This is a genomic window from Nonomuraea sp. NPDC049625, from assembly GCF_040675285.1.
GTDB lineage: Bacteria > Actinomycetota > Actinomycetes > Streptosporangiales > Streptosporangiaceae > Nonomuraea > Nonomuraea angiospora_A.
In genome coordinates this window covers 908,374-923,196 of record NZ_JBFAOQ010000001.1, presented here as the reverse complement: position 1 = coordinate 923,196, position 14,823 = coordinate 908,374, and the positions used below count along the sequence as shown (strand labels likewise).

The window sequence follows — 14,823 nt, the reverse complement described above, 5'->3', positions numbered from 1 at the left end:
TCATGGCCATCCAAGTAAGCGGCGTCAACAAGGCGTTCGGGGAAACGCCGGTGCTGAGCGACGTCTCCATCGACGTGGCCGCCGGATCCCTGACCGCGCTGCTCGGCCCCAGCGGCGGCGGCAAGTCGACGCTGCTGCGCGTCATCGCCGGACTGGAGACCCCCGACACGGGCACCGTGCTGATCTCCGGCGTGGACGCCACCAGGCTGTCGCCCCAGCGCCGCAATGTCGGCTTCGTCTTCCAGCACTACGCGGCCTTCAAGCACATGAGCGTGTTCAAGAACGTCGCCTTCGGCCTGGAGATCCGCAAACGTCCCAAAGACGAGATCCGCAAGCGCGTGATGGAGCTGCTGGAGCTGGTCCACCTGGAGAACTTCGCCGACCGCTACCCGGCCCAGCTCTCCGGCGGCCAGCGCCAGCGCATGGCCCTGGCCCGCGCGCTGGCGGTCGAGCCGCAGGTCCTGCTGCTCGACGAGCCCTTCGGCGCCCTGGACGCCCAGGTACGCAAGGAGCTGCGGACGTGGCTGCGCCGCCTGCACGACGAGGTGCACGTCACCACCGTGTTCGTCACCCACGACCAGGAGGAGGCGATCGAGGTCGCCGACACCATCGTCGTGCTGGCCGACGGTCAGGTGAAGCAGATCGGCAGCCCCACGGAGGTCTACGACAACCCGGCCGACCCGTTCGTGATGCGCTTCCTCGGCCCGGTCACCGAGCTGGACGGCCACCTGGTCCGCCCGCACGACATCGAGATCGGCACCGCCCCGGAGGACGGCAGCGTCCCCGCCACGGTCACCCGGATCGTCCGCCTCGGATTCGAGGTGCGCGTGGAGCTGCTCATCGACGGCCAGGAAGCCTGGGCCCAGGCCACCCGCAGCACCGTCGAGCGCCTGAACCTGCGTCCGGACCAGGTCATCCACGTGTGGCCCAGCCCGGCCGCCCGCTCCCTCGCCCTGAGCACGACCACGGCGTGATGAGGATCTCTGCCCGCACTCACTACGCCCTGCGCGCCGCCGTCGCCCTCGCGGCGGCACCACCCGGCCCGGTGCCCGCCGAGAAGATCGCCTCCAGTCAGGACATCCCGCGCAGATTCTGCGACAACATCCTGCTGCAGCTGCGCCGGGCCGGGCTCGTGCGCAGCCAGCGGGGCCCTGACGGGGGCTACTGGCTGGCCCGGCCTCCCGAGGAGATCACCCTCGCCGACGTCATCCGCGTGACGGAGGGGATCGAGGAGGAGATCGAGCGCTTCCCCGGCGTGGCCGGCCCGCTCGCCGACATCTGGACGGCGATGCGCGAGCACGAGCACGCCCTGCTCACCGAGGTCACGCTCGCCGACGTCGTCACCACGGCGGCCAAGGACCCCGCCGCCGGCTAGGTGTTCTCGATCGCCCGGCGGGCGTAGGCCCGTACGTCGGCGTCCGGATCGTCAATGACGGCGCGCAGTCCGGCGGCCGCCTCGGAGGTGGTCGCCCAGGGGGTGAGGGCGAGCACGGCGGCCTTGCGTACGTCCTGGTTGGTGTCCGAGAGGGCCGCGACCAGCGCTCCGATCGCCGTGGCCGGGTCCGCGGCGGCCAGGCAGCGGGCCGCGCCCACGCGTACCTGCCAGTCGGGGTCCTCCAGCCCCTTGACGGCCCGCGACTCCAGCGGGACGCCCGCGGCGCCGGACGCCTCCAGCGCGGCGGCCCTGACCAGCGGGTCGGCATCGTCCGCGAGCACCGCCAGCGACCCTGTCGATCTGCCGATGAGGCCGAGGCCCTTCGCCACCCATACGCGCACCTCGCGCGACGGGTCGGCGACGGCCGTGGCCACCAAGGCGGCCTCGTCGAGCGAGACCAGCCCGCGGATCGCCTCGATGCGCACCCGGCGGTCGGGGTCGCCGATCCCCGCCGCGAACGCCTCCCGGTCGCCGAGCCGCAGCGCGCGCAGCACGTCGAGCGCGGTGGCCCGGACGACGGCGTCCGCGCCGGTCAGGCACCCGGCCAGGGCCGCGCCCAGCGCGGGAGTGGCCGGCAGCACCTCGACCAGCTCCCTCAGCCCGGTCGCCGCGGCCCGCCGCACCGTGCCGTGGCCGTCCCCGAGCGCGGCGACCAGCGCCTCCCCCGCCCCTTCCGGGACGGTCTCGGTGAGCGTGGCGATGGCGGCCCGCCGCACCTTGGGGTCGGGATCGGCGAGGTAGGGCGCGAGCCGCTCCACGTCGGGCTGCTCCTCGGCCAGCCGGTGCAGCTCCAGGATCCGGGGCGAGCGCCCCACGGCCGCCCGCTCCTTCCGCGCACCGTCCGAGCGCCGCACGGTGGCGGCCGACTGCGCGCCCAGCAGCACCGGCTCGCCCGCGACCGGCTCGAACTCGGGCACGGGCACCAGGTACGGCTCCACCGGCCGCTTGACGAACTCCATCGCGCCGTCGGCCCTCTTGCGGAGGTTCAGGTGGTAGAGCCACGTGCCGTCGTCGCGACCGGGCAGGTCGGCGCGCTCGTGGTAGAGACCCCACCGGCTCTCAGTACGGGTGAGGGAGGACCGGGCGGCCATCTCGGCGCAGTCGCGGATGAACGTGACCTCCGCGCAGCGCATCAGCTCGTGCGGCGTACGCGCGCCCATCGCCGCGATCTCCTCGCGCATCCGCTCGAACGACTCCAGCGCGATGTCCAGCTTGGCGGCCGTCTTCGGCGGGGCCACGTAGTCGTTGACGAAGCGGCGCAGCTTGTACTCCACCTGCTGCTGCGGCGGCCCGTCGGGGTTGGCCAGCGGGCGGTAGACCAGCGCGTGCGCCTCCGCGACCTGGTCCTCGGGCAGGGCCTGCGGCCGGACGTGATGCTCGGCCGCGTGCGCCCCGGCCAGGTCGCCGAACACGAACGCGCCGATCATGTAGTTGTGCGGCACGCAGGCCAGGTCGCCGGCCGCGTACAGGCCCGGCACGGTGGTGGCGCCGTGCTCGTCCACCCAGACCCCCGAGGCGGAGTGGCCGCCGCACAGCCCGATCTCGGAGATGTGCATCTCCACGTCATGGGTGCGGTAGTCGTGGCCGCGCCCGGCGTGGAAGGTACCGCGGGTGGGGCGCTCGGTGGTGTGCAGGATGCCCTCCACCGCGGAGATCGTCTCCTCGGGCAGGTGGGTGAGCTTCAGGTAGATCGGCCCGCGGGCCGAGGCGATCTCGGCGGCGACCTCGGACATCATCTGCCCCGACCAGTAGTCGGAGTCGACGAACCGCTCCCCCTGGTTGTTGACCTGGTAGCCGCCGAACGGGTTGGCCACGTACGCGCAGGCCGGGCCGTTGTAGTCCTTGATAAGCGGGTTGATCTGGAAGCACTCGATGCCGCTGAGCTCGGCGCCCGCGTGGTAGGCCATGGCGTGGCCGTCGCCGGCGTTCGTGGGGTTCTCGTAGGTGCCGTAGAGGTAGCCGCTGGCCGGCAGTCCGAGCCGCCCGCTGGCGCCGGTGGCCAGGATCACGGCGCCGGCCCGCACCGTGACGAACCGTCCCGACCTGGTGTCGAACCCGGCGACCCCGACCGCCCGGCCGTTCGAGGTGAGGACCCTGACCGGCATGACGCGGTTCTCGATGCGGACCCGTTCCCTGATGTCGCGGCGGCGCAGCACCCGGTAGAGGACCTTCTTGACGTCCTTGCCCTCGGGCATCGGCAGGACGTAGCTGCCCGAGCGGTGCACCCTGCGCACCGCGTACTCGCCGTACTCGTCCTTCTCGAACTTCACGCCGTACCGCTCCAGGCGCCGGACCATCGCGTGGCCCCTCGTGGCGGTCTGGTAGATCGTCTTCTGGTTGACGACGCCGTCGTTGGCCCTGGTGATCTCGGCGACGTAGTCCTCGGGGGTGGCCTTGCCGGGGATGACGGCGTTGTTGACGCCGTCCATGCCCATGGCCAGCGCGCCGCTGTGCCGTACGTGCGCCTTCTCCAGCAGCAGGACGTCGGCGCCGCGCTCGGCGGCGGTGATCGCGGCCATCGTGCCCGCGGTGCCGCCGCCGACGACGAGCACCTCGCACTCCAGGCTCAGGCGGTCCTCGATCGGGGGGATCTCCATCTACAACTCCTCCAGGATCCTGGCGCGCAGGTCGTTCCGGTCGCCGTCGGCCACGCCGAGCACCGAGCGGACGTCCTGGCCGCCCAGCACCACCACGCGGTCGGCGAGCAGCAGCGCCTCGTCCACGTCGTGGGTCACGAAGATCACGGTGGCCCGGGTGCCGCGCAGCACGTCGAGCAGCAGGCGCTGCATCTGCGCCCGGGTCTGGGCGTCCAGCGCGCCGAACGGCTCGTCCATCAGCACGGCCCTGGGCGCTCCGGCCAGCGCGCGGGCGAGCTGGACGCGCTGCCGCATGCCGCCGGACAGCTCGCGGGGCAGCTTGTCCTCCGACCCCGCGAGGCCCACGCGCTCGATCCACTCGCGTGCCTGCTCCGCGCGCTCGCGCCGCGCCACTCCCCGGATCTTCAGCGGCAGTTCGACGTTGCGCCTGACCGTCCGCCACGGCAGCAGGCCGTCGTCCTGGAAGACCATCGCGCGCTCTCCCGACGTGCCCGCGACCTCGGCGCCGTCCGCGAGGATCCGCCCCTCGTACGGCGCCAGCAGCCCGGCCAGCGCCCGCAGCAGCGTGGACTTGCCGGAGCCCGAGGCCCCGACCACGACCAGCACCTCGCCCGGCACGACCTCCAGATCGACCTCGCGCAGCACCAGGCCGCCGCCGTAGCCGAGGGACAGCCCGTCGAGGGCGAACCCCAGCCCCGCGGTCATCGCCCGCTTCCTTCCGCCCGCGGCAGCCAGCGGGTGATCCGGCGGCCGACCAGCTCGACCACGGCCGAGGTGAGCCAGCCGAGCAGGCCGATGGTGATCATCCCGACGATCACCGCGGGGTAGTCCACGAGCGTGTACGACTGCCAGGTCCGGTAGCCGATCCCGAACTCGCCGGAGATCATCTCGGCCGAGATCACGCAGATCCACGACACGCCCATGCCGACCGACAGCCCGCCGAACACGCCCGGCAGGATCCCGGGCAGCACGACGTACCGGAGCACGTGGCGGCGCCCGCCCCCGAGCGTCCTGACGGCGTCCTCCCAGAGCGTCGGCAGCGCCCGTACGGCGTGGCGCGTGCTCACCATGATCGGGAAGAACGCGGCCACGAACGTGATGAACACGATGCCCTGCTCGTCCGTCGGGAACAGCAGGATCGCCACCGGCACCAGCGCGATGGCCGGGATCGGGCGGACGGCTTCGAGCAGCGGCAGCAGCACGTCACGCGTGCGGCCCGACCTGCCCACGAGCACGCCCACCCCGATGCCCGCCAGCGTGGCCAGGCCGAAGCCGGTGAGGATGCGGATCAGGCTCTGGAGCAGGTCGAGCAGGTAGACCTGGGTGGCGAGCTGCCTGGCCGCCTCGCGGGCGATCTCGTCGAGCGTCGGCAACCGGTCGAACCTGAGCCACAGCCGGGCGTCGGTGACGGTGAGCAGCTGCCACAGGCCGGCCGCCGCCGCCACGGACGCCACCCTGACGGCCCACCGCCCCTTCCCGGCCCGGGGCGGAGTGGTGACCTTCCGCGCCTTCCGGGGGCCGGTCGTCTCGCGTGGGAGTACTTCGGCGCTCGTCATGCGTCGCCGCCCCGCCCGGCCGCCTTCAGCGCGGCCTCGTAGGTGACGGGCTCGGTCCCGGGGTGTGCCTTCCGGTAGGCGTCGGCGCCGTCCTGCGTGGTGAACGGCAGGAACCGCGACCGCTCGGGTGCCGCCGGGTCCCGAAGCCAGACCGAGCCGTCGGCGAACCACCGGGTGCCGGTGGTCGTGTCGGGCACGTACGCGGCGCGTACCGCCGTACCGGCCTTGGCGATCTGGCGCAGCAGGCAGGTGGGCGTGGCCGCGGGCCGCGTCGTCGCCGCGCCGGCCGGCCACAGCTCGGACGCCGTCCTCGGGTCGGTGACCTGGCCGCCGCAGGCGGGGTCGGTGCCGGTGATCCGGGCGGGGTTCGCGGTGGAGGCCAGGTCCTTGTCGTACGAGGGCCCGTACGCCTTGCGCAGGTACGTGTCGTTGACGAATGCGGAGACGTCCACCCCGGCGAAGTCGGTGCCGATGCGCTTGAGGAACGGCACGTCGTGCTCGTGCGCCGCCTTGAGCTGCGGCTTCAACGTGACGTCGAACGAGGAGATGCCGCCGGGGCCGTTGTAGAGGTAGACCACCTCGGCGGGCAGGCCCGTGGTCCCGGCCACGGACTCGGCGGCCTCCAGCGGGTGGTCGTGCAGGTAGCGGGTGGCGTCGATCTGCGCCTTGAGGAAGGCGTCCACGACCTCGGGGTGCTCCTTCGCGTACGCCTGACGCACCACCACACCGTGGAACGTGGGCACGTCCAGCGCGGAGCCGTCGTAGACCAGCCGCCCCTTGTGCTGGAAGACCAGCAGCCCCGGCCAGGCCACGAACTGCGCGTACGCCTGCACCCCGCCCGAGTCGAGCTGGGAGGCGCCCACCGCGGGCTGGTGGTTGACCACCTCGACACCCGTGACCCCGGCCTTCTCCAGGGCCTGGACCAGCGTGCCGTGCCCGGCCGAGCCCAGGCTGGCGGAGATCTTCGCGCCCTTCAGGTCCGCGAGGGTCTTCGCCTTGGAGCCGGGCGGGACGACGACCATGTTGAGCCCGCCGCGCAGGTTGTAGCCGGTGATCGAGACCAGCTCCGTACGGGCGGCCGGGATCCCCTGGGTGCGGGAGGCGTTGATCAGCAGCGGGTAGTCGCCCATCGAGCCGATGTCGATCTTCCCGGCCACCATTTTCGCGGTGATGGGGGCGCCGGTGTCGTAGTCCTGCCACTCGACGGAGTACTTGCCGCCGAGCCGCTTCTCCAGGTAGCCGAGCGAGCGCAGCAGCGTGCCCGCCGTCACCGTGTTGATGGTCTTCGACTGGTAGCCGATGACGATCTTCGTCTTGCCTTCGCCGCCCGCCGCGCCGGTGACCGAGCACCCGGCCGCCGCCAGCAGCGCGACGGCCGCCAGGGCCTTGCGCATCGTGCTCTCCCTCATCGCAGCAGGTAGGGGATGTTGATGGTGACCGCGTCCACGGGGCACCGCGCGGCGCAGGGACCGCAGTACCAGCACTCGTCCACGTGCATGTACGCCTTGCCGGTCTCGTCGCTGATCGCGAGCGAGTCCAGCGGGCAGGCCTCGACGCAGAGTGTGCAGCCGTCGATGCAGAGCGCCTCGTCGATGGTCACGGGGACCTCGACCCGCTGGGTGATCAGGGCCATCGTCACTCCTTGTCCGTGGCGCGGTTCAGGTGGCCGCGCATGGTCAGCCGGTCGCCCCTGAAGCGGATGAACTCCAGGTCGACCGGTCGGCTGTCGGCCAGGTGGGTGAGCCGTTCGACCATGAGCAGTGCGGCGCCGGGCGGCGCGTCGAGCACGGCCGCGGTGTGCGCGTCGGCGTTGACCGCCTCCAGGGTGAGCTCCGCCGTGCCGAGCGGCTGGCCCGTGATGCTCTCCAGCAGCACGAAGATGTCGTTGTGCTCCAGGTCGGCGTCGAACAGCGGCTCTCCGACGTCCCGCACCAGGTAGGTCAGGTCCAGGGAGAGGGGCAGGCCGTTGAGACGGCGCAGCCGTTCGAGGTAGACGACCTGCTCGCCGGCGGGCAGGTCGAGCCGGTGGCTGACCGCCCTGGGCGGCTCCATCAGGGTCATGGTCCTGACCTGGTTGGTGACCTCGCCGTGCTCGTGCAGGGTCTCGGCCAGGCCGAGCAGCCGGTGCAGGCCGTGCGGGTACTTCTCCCTGGCCACCGTGGTGCCCACGCCCGGACACCGCTCGACCAGGCCCTCCTCGCGCAGCAGCCCGAGCGCCTCGCGCACGGTGTTGCGCGAGGCGCCGAACTCGCGCGCCAGCGCCGCCTCCAGCGGCAACTGGCCACGCGGGAAGTGCCCGTGGACGATCTGCCTGCGCAGCAGGTCGGCCACCTGCCGGGCATGGTCGGCCCGGCGCCGTGTGGGTCCCACTTGTGCCTCCCGGCGGTCCTCAATCGGCCTCCGACAAGCACAACCTAGCAATCCGGTAGGGAAATAGGGATAACGGTCGGGTTGCGCCACCCGACCGCCCCGCCGCCCCACCCCCGATCAGCCGTTCCCCCAGAACGACCCCAAGATCTGCCACCCCGCCGCCACCCCAGGAAACGACCGAGCCCCCGCCCCCGGCCACCGCACCGCGCCCGCCCCGCCACAGCACCGACCGGCCACGCCGTCGCCCCGGCTCCGCCCCCACGGCGCCATCCCTACGCCGTCACCCCCCGCGTCGGCGTCCGGCGTAGCGCCGGGGCGGCTCCCGGCACTTGGCCTACCCCGTCACCCCAGCCCCCTCGAACCGCGAGTGCCGGGGTGCGGTGGCTCGTCGGTGGTCGGCGAGTTCGCCGGGCCGTAGCCGTACCACCGAGAGCCGGGCGCGAATGCGTGGTCAGGCCGCCCGCAGCGGGCGGAGGGCGCCGCCCCAGGCGAGGACCTGGTCGAGCATGACGCCGAGCTTGTCCTCGTGCACGGCGGCGGGCTTGAACGCGGTCATGTTCTCGAAGTCGGTGAAGATCGAGAGCGTGACCTGCTGCTGCACAGTGGCCACGCCGACATTGGAGAGGACGTCGCGCAGGTGCCCGACGGCCTGGACCGCGCCGCCCACCCCGCAACCCACGAAACCGGCCGCCTTGTTGGTCCACTCCGCATACAGGAAGTCGATGGCGTTCTTCAGCGAGCCCGGGATCGAGTGGTTGTACTCGGGCGTCACGAAGACGAACGCGTCGAAGGATGCGATCTTCGCCGCCCACTGCTTGGTGTGCTCGTGCGCGTAGTTCCCCGCGGCGGGGTGCTGCGGCTCGTCCAGGTTGCCCAGGGCGTAGTCCTTCAGGTCCACCAGCTCGTACTCGGCGTCGCCGCGCTTGGCCGCCAGCTCGTGGACCCACTGCGCCACCGCCTCGGCGTTGCGGCCGGGACGGGTGCTCCCCATGATGATGCCAACCTTGATCATGTCAATCGGTCCTCTCAGCGAGTCAGGAAATGCCTGACCAACAGTAGGAGCCGAGATTGAGATATCCAATGCTTCAAACACTACTTTTTATACGCGAGAGTCTCCTGCCTTAGACTGGTGACATGGATGTGCTGAGCGACGTCGTCGCCCTCATGCGTACCGGCCGCCCGACCTCCGTGCGCATCTCCTGGCGGGCCCCGTGGGGCAAGGAGTTCCCGAAGGTGCCGGGGTCCGCCGGCTTCCAGATTGTGCTGCGCGGGTCCTGCTGGCTCATCCCGCCCGGCGGCGAGCCCATGCCGCTGAGCGTGGGCGACGTGATCTTCTTCCCGCACGGCGACGGGTACGGCCTGGCCGACACCCCCGGCACGCCGCTCGCCGGGCCGGTCTGCGACCCGTACCTGGACGCCGAGCTGTTCGCCTCGACCATCGAGGGCGGCGACGGGGCCGAGACGGTCACCCTCTGCTGCGGCTACCAGCTCGACCCCACCAGGACCCACCCGATCCTGAACGCGCTGCCCGACGTGATCCACCTGCCGACCACGCTCGGCCACCACCCCGAACTCCGGGCCGCCGTCGAACTGCTCGCCGGCGAGATCGACAACCCCCGGCCGGGCGCCGACACCGTCGTCACGTCCCTGCTCGACGTCCTCCAGCTCTACATCCTGCGCGCCTGGTTCGACCTGGAGTCCGACGCGTGCAGGGAATCGGGCTGGGCCGCCGCGCTGGCCGACCCGGCCATCGGCCGCGCGCTGGACGCCATCCACCGCGCCCCCGCCCACCACTGGACTGTCGAGTCGCTCGGCGCCCACGCCGGGCTCTCGCGCGCCGGCTTCGCCCGCCGCTTCACCTCCCTCGTCGGGCAGCCGCCGCTGGCATACCTCACGTGGTGGCGCCTGGCCACGGCGGGCCGCATCCTGCGCGAGTCCGACGTCTCGGTGGCGGAGGTGGCGCAGCGGGTCGGGTACGGGTCGGAGTTCGCGTTCGGGAACGCCTTCAAGCGGCAGTACGGGCTGGCACCCGGGAAATACCGCCGCCAGGTGTGCGAAGAGGCGCGTACGGCCTCCTGAGATTTGGGGGGTGGCTGGGGCAGATGGGGATGAGCTACCCCACAATGGAGCAATGGCATACCCTCCGCAGCCTCCCCCGCCCCAGCCCCAGCCGGAAGGCCCGTGGGGCGCGCAAGGAGCGCCGCAGGGGTACGGCCCGCAGCAGCAGCCCTATGGCCCGCCACCCGGCCAAGCCGGCCCTCCTCCGCAGCCCGGCTACGGCCAGAGCCAACCGGGATACGGCCAACCCGGCTACCCGACCCCACCCGGGCAGGGCACCCCACCACCCGGATACGGGCCACCGAATGGGCAAGGTGGCTACGGGTCCGGATCTGGCCAAGGGTCCCCTCCGTCCGGATACGGCCCAGCCCCCGGGCAAGGGTCCCCGCAGCCCGGATACGGCCCACCGCCTGGGCAGGGAGCCCCTCCACCCGGATATGGGCCGCCGAGTGGGCAGGGGGTCCCGCCGCCCGGATACGGGCCGCCGAATGGGCACGGTGGCTACGGGGCCGGGCAGGGGCAGCCGCTGGGATCGGGCGGGCCGCCGTACGGCAACCCGACCGGGCCCCAAGGCACGCTGCTGCTCCCGGCCCCAGGCCCCGTCCCAGGCCCGCCGCCACCCCCGGCTCCGCCGCAGAAGGGCACCAATGCCCTGGTCATCGGCCTGGTCGTGGGCCTGGTCTCGGTCCTCCTGATAGGCGGCGGGGTCGTCGCGTTCCTCTACATGCGCGACTCCGGCCAGAAATCGCCCGTCGCGCTGCCGACCGCCGACCCGGTCCCCACGACCACCACGGCGCCGCAGTCCGACCCGCCGTCGGCCGCCCCGTCGGACCCGCCCACCTCCGAGCCCGCCGAGCCCACCCCGGCCCCCAGCGATACCAGCTCCAGCACCTCGAAGCGGGTGGATCCCGGCTCGCCGCTCACCGACGACGAGTTCGAGGACTGGGACTTCAAGCTGGGAGACGTGGAGCTCCAGGCCAAGAAGGTCGCCGGGTGGACGTACGACAGCTGCGACCCGGTGGACGGCCAGGGCGTGCTGGCCAAGAACAACTGTCAGCGAGCCGTCCAGCTCGCGTACTCGGCGAACGGCGGGCACATCAAGGCGGTCCAGCTCCTGCTGTCCTTCCCCAGCGAGGGTGCCGCCAAGGCCATGGCCACGCGCCTGGCGTCGCTCACCTCGGACGCGGTCAAGTGGCACACGGACAGGACGCTCAAGAGCTACGCCTACGGCAAGATGCGCTCGAGCGCGTCCAAGAAGTACGTGGTCATCACGGTCCTCACCGCGGACAAGGCCGCCAAGCCCATGGCCACGTACTACCACCAGTACCTGCAGAGCGACATCGCGAGCTACTTCCTCTTCCGCGACCTGACCATCACCAGCTGACAGGAGCAACGCTAGGACTCCTAGTCATGCTAGCGTGCGAGGTATGTCGATAGCCGCCCGCCGAGCACGCGAACGCGCACAGCGCCACCAGCTGATCATCACCGCCGCCCGCGAACTGGCCGAGTCCGAGGGCTGGGACGCCGTGACGACCCGGCGCCTGTCGGAGCGCGTCGAATACAGCCAGCCGGTGCTCTACAGCCACTTCAAGGGCAAGGACGCCATCGTGCGGGAGGTGGCGATCGAGGGGTTCGTGGAGCTGGCGAACAAGCTCCGGGCAGCGCGAACGGCGGGCGGCGACCCCCAGGTGGTGCTGCGCCGGGTGGCGACGGCCTACCTCGACTTCGCCCGCACCCACAGCGCCCTGTACGAGGCCATGTTCGTCATGCCCGTCGCCATCCCCTTCGCCACCGACGAGACGCCGGAGGAGCTGCGGGCGGCGTTCGGCGAGTTCGTGCTCGCGCTGGAGCCGGTGGCCGGTGAGCACCATCCCGGCGTCTTCGCCGAGGTGGTGTGGGCCTCCCTGCACGGCCTGGCCACCCTGGCCCACGACGGGCGGATCCCGGCCGAGCATCAGGAAGCCAGGATCGACCTGCTCATCGACCACCTCACCCGGCCCGCCTGACCCCGCGCTAGGCCAGCAGCCCCAGCCGCCGTCCGGCCGCGGCCGCCTGCGTGCGGGTGGAGACCTCCAGCTTCCCCAGGATGTTGGACACGTGCACGCTGACCGTCTTCTGCGCGATGAACAGCCGTTCCCCGATCTCCCGGTTGGTCAGGCCCTCGGCGACCAGCCGCAGCACCTCCGTCTCCCGGGCCGTCAGCCCGCCGTCGCCCTGGCCGCCGCCGTGCCCGCCGGCGGGCACGAACCGGGCCCGCCGCCCGAACTCCTGCAGCGCGTTCGCCAGCGGCGTGGCCCGCAGCCGCTCCGCCGTCTCCCGCGCCAGGGCCCACTCCGCCTGCGCCGCCTCCCGGTCGCCGGCCGCCAGCAGCGCCTCGGCCAGCCGCCAGCGAGCCCGCGCCACCTCGTAGACGAACCCGAAGTCGAACGCCTCCACGACCCGGCGCCACAGCTCCACGTCGAGCCGCCCGTGCACGCGATGCCACTCGGCCTCCACCCGCACCGCCCAGGCCAGCCCCTCGGGCCCCAGATGGCCGGGCTCGCCGGTGGGCCCGGACTCGACGGCGAGGCGGGCGCGGGCGCGCAGCTCGTCGGCGCCCTCGGTGGTGCCGAGCTCGGCCAGCGCCCACAGGCCGATGGCGGCCAGCCGCAGGATCCACGCGTAGCCGTCGACCATCGGCGCCAGGACCGCCCGCACGTGGTCGAGCGCCGCCGCGGGGTCGCCGTGCCAGAGCGCGTGCTCGGCGGCCAGGCCACGGGAGATGTATCCGGCCAGCTCGTCGTACCAGAACGGCCGCACCCAGCTCAGCCGCGCCTCGACCGCGGGCAGATCCCGCGCCACCTCGATGAACAGCGCGAACGACGACAGCGTCGCCTCCGGCAGCGTGCCCACCCGGGTGCCGAAGCCGGACGCGACCGCCTCGGCCTGGTCCCACTCACCGGCCACGTAGTGGATCAGGAACCGCAGGAAGCGCAGGTCGGTGCCGTAGGTGCTCCACCTGAGCCCGGTCTCGGTCGCCACGCGGACGCCGGCGTCGGCCACCTCGGCGGCCTTGGCCAGCAGTCCCTGTTCGTAGTGGATGCGGGCGTGCTGGAAATGGGCGCGCAGGTCCATCGCCAGGTCGCCGGAGCCCTCGGCGGAGGCGCTCTCGATCAGCTCGTGAGCCCTGGCCACGTCGCCCTGGTGCTCCACGTAGGCGGCCAGCGTGAGGAGGGCGCCCACCTCGGCGTCCCTGGCACCGGACGCGCGCGCGGTCTCCAGCGCCCGCGCGGTCAGGGCCTCGACCTCGCGGTGGCGGGTGCTCCACAGCAGGGTGCGGGCATAGGTGGCCAGGGCGCGGGCGAGCGCGGGCTGATCCTCGGCGCTCTCCACCGCGCGCTCCGCCGTCGCGATGGCGCCCGGCTGGTCGTCGGCTTCGTAGAGGTAGTAGGCCAGGCGTTCGCTGACCTCGGACGTCTGCGGCAGGGCCTTGAGCTGGGTGATCGCACGATGCTTGTCGCCGCTGTCGGCCGCCGACACGGCGCTGCGCAGCGCCAGCGCGAACCGGCCCTCCCCGGCCAGCTCCGCCGCGCCCTCGACCCGTTCCCACAGGCCGAGCACCTGGTCGTAGTGGCTGTGCGCCTCGGCCGGAGCCCCGAGCCGCTCGGCCAGGCGCCCCGCCTCGGCGGAGGCCGCCAGCGCCCCGGCCAGGTCGTGACCGGCGAGGTAGTGGTGGGCCAGCTCGGCGGGTGAGGTCAGCAGCTTGGCGAAGGCGGCGTGCAGCCGCGTGCGCTCGCCGGGCAGCAGATCGGTGTAGACCACTTCCTGCAGCAGGGCGTGGCGGAAGGTGTAGCCGTAGCCGTCGACCCTGAGCAGCCCGCGCGAGACGATCTCCCTGACCGCCTCCTCGAACTCCGCCAGCGGCAGCCCAGACACCTCCCGCAGCAGCTCGTCCTCCACCCGCCGGCCCGCCACGGCGGCGGCCCGCAGCACCCGCTGCCCGGCCTCCGACAGCAGCTCGACCCTGGACATCAGCAGGCTGGCCAGCCCGTCGGGCAGGCTGTCGCCCTCGGCCATCGCCGCGAACAGCTCCTCGGCGTAGAACGGGTTGCCGTCGGCGCGGGCCACGATGAGGCCGAGCTCCTGAGCGCCCACCTCACCCATAGTGGTGACATAGTCGGACATGTCGCCGGAGCCCAGAGGCCCCAGCTCGACGCCCATCACCGTGGGCAGCCGCCGCAGCTCGGCCAGCACCGACCGGAGCGGGTGGCGGCGGTGGAGATCGTCGGTGCGGTAGGTGCCGACCACGCAGACCCGCTCGCTCTGCACCATGCGGCTGAGGAAGACCAGCAGGTCACGGGTGGACCGGTCGGCCCAGTGCAGGTCCTCGATCACGAACAGCACCGGCTGCACGTCGGCCAGCAGCCCCAGCAGCGAGCCGAACAGCCGCTGCTGCGTGAGCCCCGCCGAGGGGGCGCTCTCCACGCCCGGCAGCAGCTGGCCCAGCATGGGATGGGCGGCGGCGGCCTCGCGCACGGCCGGCTCGGCACCGCGCAGCGCGTCGGCCAGCGGCAGGTAGGGCAGCGCGTCACCCAGCTCGGCGCACTGGCCGACCAGCACGTGGAAACCGCGCTCGCGGGCCTCGGCCACCAGCTCCGAGATCAGCCGGGTCTTGCCGATGCCCGCGTCTCCGCCGACGAGCGCCACCCCGGCCGTGCCCTCGGCTGCCGACTGCAGCACCCGCACAAGTCCGGACAGCTCCGTAGAGCGCCCGACGAGAAGACCGTTCACGCCAGAAACTATGCCACGCCCCACTGACATCCCATTG

At 72.5% G+C, this 14,823-nt stretch carries 13 protein-coding genes; 5 read left to right on the top strand and 8 right to left on the bottom strand.

The window, feature by feature from the left end; translation table 11 throughout:
- The first annotated feature begins 2 nt into the window (after positions 1-2).
- Positions 3-974: a sulfate ABC transporter ATP-binding protein gene (locus AB0J87_RS04460; RefSeq protein WP_363962593.1), complete on the top strand. Its 972-nt coding sequence runs from the start codon at positions 3-5 to the stop codon at positions 972-974.
- On the top strand, positions 974-1,375 hold the full coding sequence (locus AB0J87_RS04455) for an Rrf2 family transcriptional regulator (protein WP_363962592.1): 402 nt from the start codon (positions 974-976) through the stop codon (positions 1,373-1,375). The genes AB0J87_RS04460 and AB0J87_RS04455 overlap by 1 nt, the downstream gene beginning before the upstream one ends.
- On the opposite strand, the gene AB0J87_RS04450 is transcribed toward AB0J87_RS04455, so the two are convergent.
- The 7 genes from AB0J87_RS04450 to AB0J87_RS04420 form a co-directional block, all read right to left on the bottom strand.
- Positions 1,372-4,032, bottom strand: coding sequence for a fumarate reductase/succinate dehydrogenase flavoprotein subunit (locus AB0J87_RS04450; RefSeq protein WP_363962591.1), 2,661 nt, complete (start codon positions 4,030-4,032; stop codon positions 1,372-1,374). The two genes, AB0J87_RS04455 and AB0J87_RS04450, sit on opposite strands and share 4 nt — an antisense overlap.
- Positions 4,033-4,737: an ATP-binding cassette domain-containing protein gene (locus AB0J87_RS04445; RefSeq protein ID WP_363962590.1), complete on the bottom strand. Its 705-nt coding sequence runs from the start codon at positions 4,735-4,737 to the stop codon at positions 4,033-4,035.
- On the bottom strand, positions 4,734-5,588 hold the full coding sequence (locus AB0J87_RS04440; protein ID WP_363962589.1) for an ABC transporter permease: 855 nt from the start codon (positions 5,586-5,588) through the stop codon (positions 4,734-4,736). The genes AB0J87_RS04445 and AB0J87_RS04440 overlap by 4 nt, the downstream gene beginning before the upstream one ends.
- On the bottom strand, positions 5,585-6,982 hold the full coding sequence (locus tag AB0J87_RS04435) for an ABC transporter substrate-binding protein (RefSeq protein ID WP_363962588.1): 1,398 nt from the start codon (positions 6,980-6,982) through the stop codon (positions 5,585-5,587). The genes AB0J87_RS04440 and AB0J87_RS04435 overlap by 4 nt, the downstream gene beginning before the upstream one ends.
- Positions 6,983-6,993: 11 nt before the next feature.
- Positions 6,994-7,221 carry a 4Fe-4S dicluster domain-containing protein gene (locus tag AB0J87_RS04430; RefSeq protein WP_192790340.1) on the bottom strand — a complete coding sequence of 76 codons (228 nt, stop codon included), beginning with the start codon at positions 7,219-7,221 and terminating at the stop codon, positions 6,994-6,996.
- A 2-nt stretch (positions 7,222-7,223) separates the two neighbouring features.
- Positions 7,224-7,958, bottom strand: coding sequence for a GntR family transcriptional regulator (locus AB0J87_RS04425; RefSeq protein ID WP_363962587.1), 735 nt, complete (start codon positions 7,956-7,958; stop codon positions 7,224-7,226).
- A gap of 451 nt (positions 7,959-8,409) precedes the next feature.
- Positions 8,410-8,970: an NAD(P)H-dependent oxidoreductase gene (locus AB0J87_RS04420; protein WP_363962586.1), complete on the bottom strand. Its 561-nt coding sequence runs from the start codon at positions 8,968-8,970 to the stop codon at positions 8,410-8,412.
- 122 nt (positions 8,971-9,092) lie between these two features.
- On the opposite strand from AB0J87_RS04420, the gene AB0J87_RS04415 reads away from it, so the two are divergent.
- From AB0J87_RS04415 to AB0J87_RS04405, 3 genes are all read left to right on the top strand, one after another.
- Positions 9,093-10,037, top strand: coding sequence for an AraC family transcriptional regulator (locus AB0J87_RS04415; protein WP_363962585.1), 945 nt, complete (start codon positions 9,093-9,095; stop codon positions 10,035-10,037).
- 649 nt (positions 10,038-10,686) lie between these two features.
- Positions 10,687-11,400 (top strand): hypothetical protein, encoded by a 714-nt coding sequence (locus tag AB0J87_RS04410; RefSeq protein ID WP_363962584.1) that lies wholly within the window; start codon positions 10,687-10,689, stop codon positions 11,398-11,400.
- A gap of 43 nt (positions 11,401-11,443) precedes the next feature.
- On the top strand, positions 11,444-12,022 hold the full coding sequence (locus AB0J87_RS04405; protein ID WP_363962583.1) for a TetR/AcrR family transcriptional regulator: 579 nt from the start codon (positions 11,444-11,446) through the stop codon (positions 12,020-12,022).
- A gap of 7 nt (positions 12,023-12,029) precedes the next feature.
- On the opposite strand, the gene AB0J87_RS04400 is transcribed toward AB0J87_RS04405, so the two are convergent.
- A complete protein-coding gene (locus AB0J87_RS04400; RefSeq protein ID WP_363962582.1) occupies positions 12,030-14,786 on the bottom strand; it encodes an AAA family ATPase in 2,757 nt (918 codons plus the stop codon).
- Positions 14,787-14,823 lie beyond the last annotated feature (37 nt).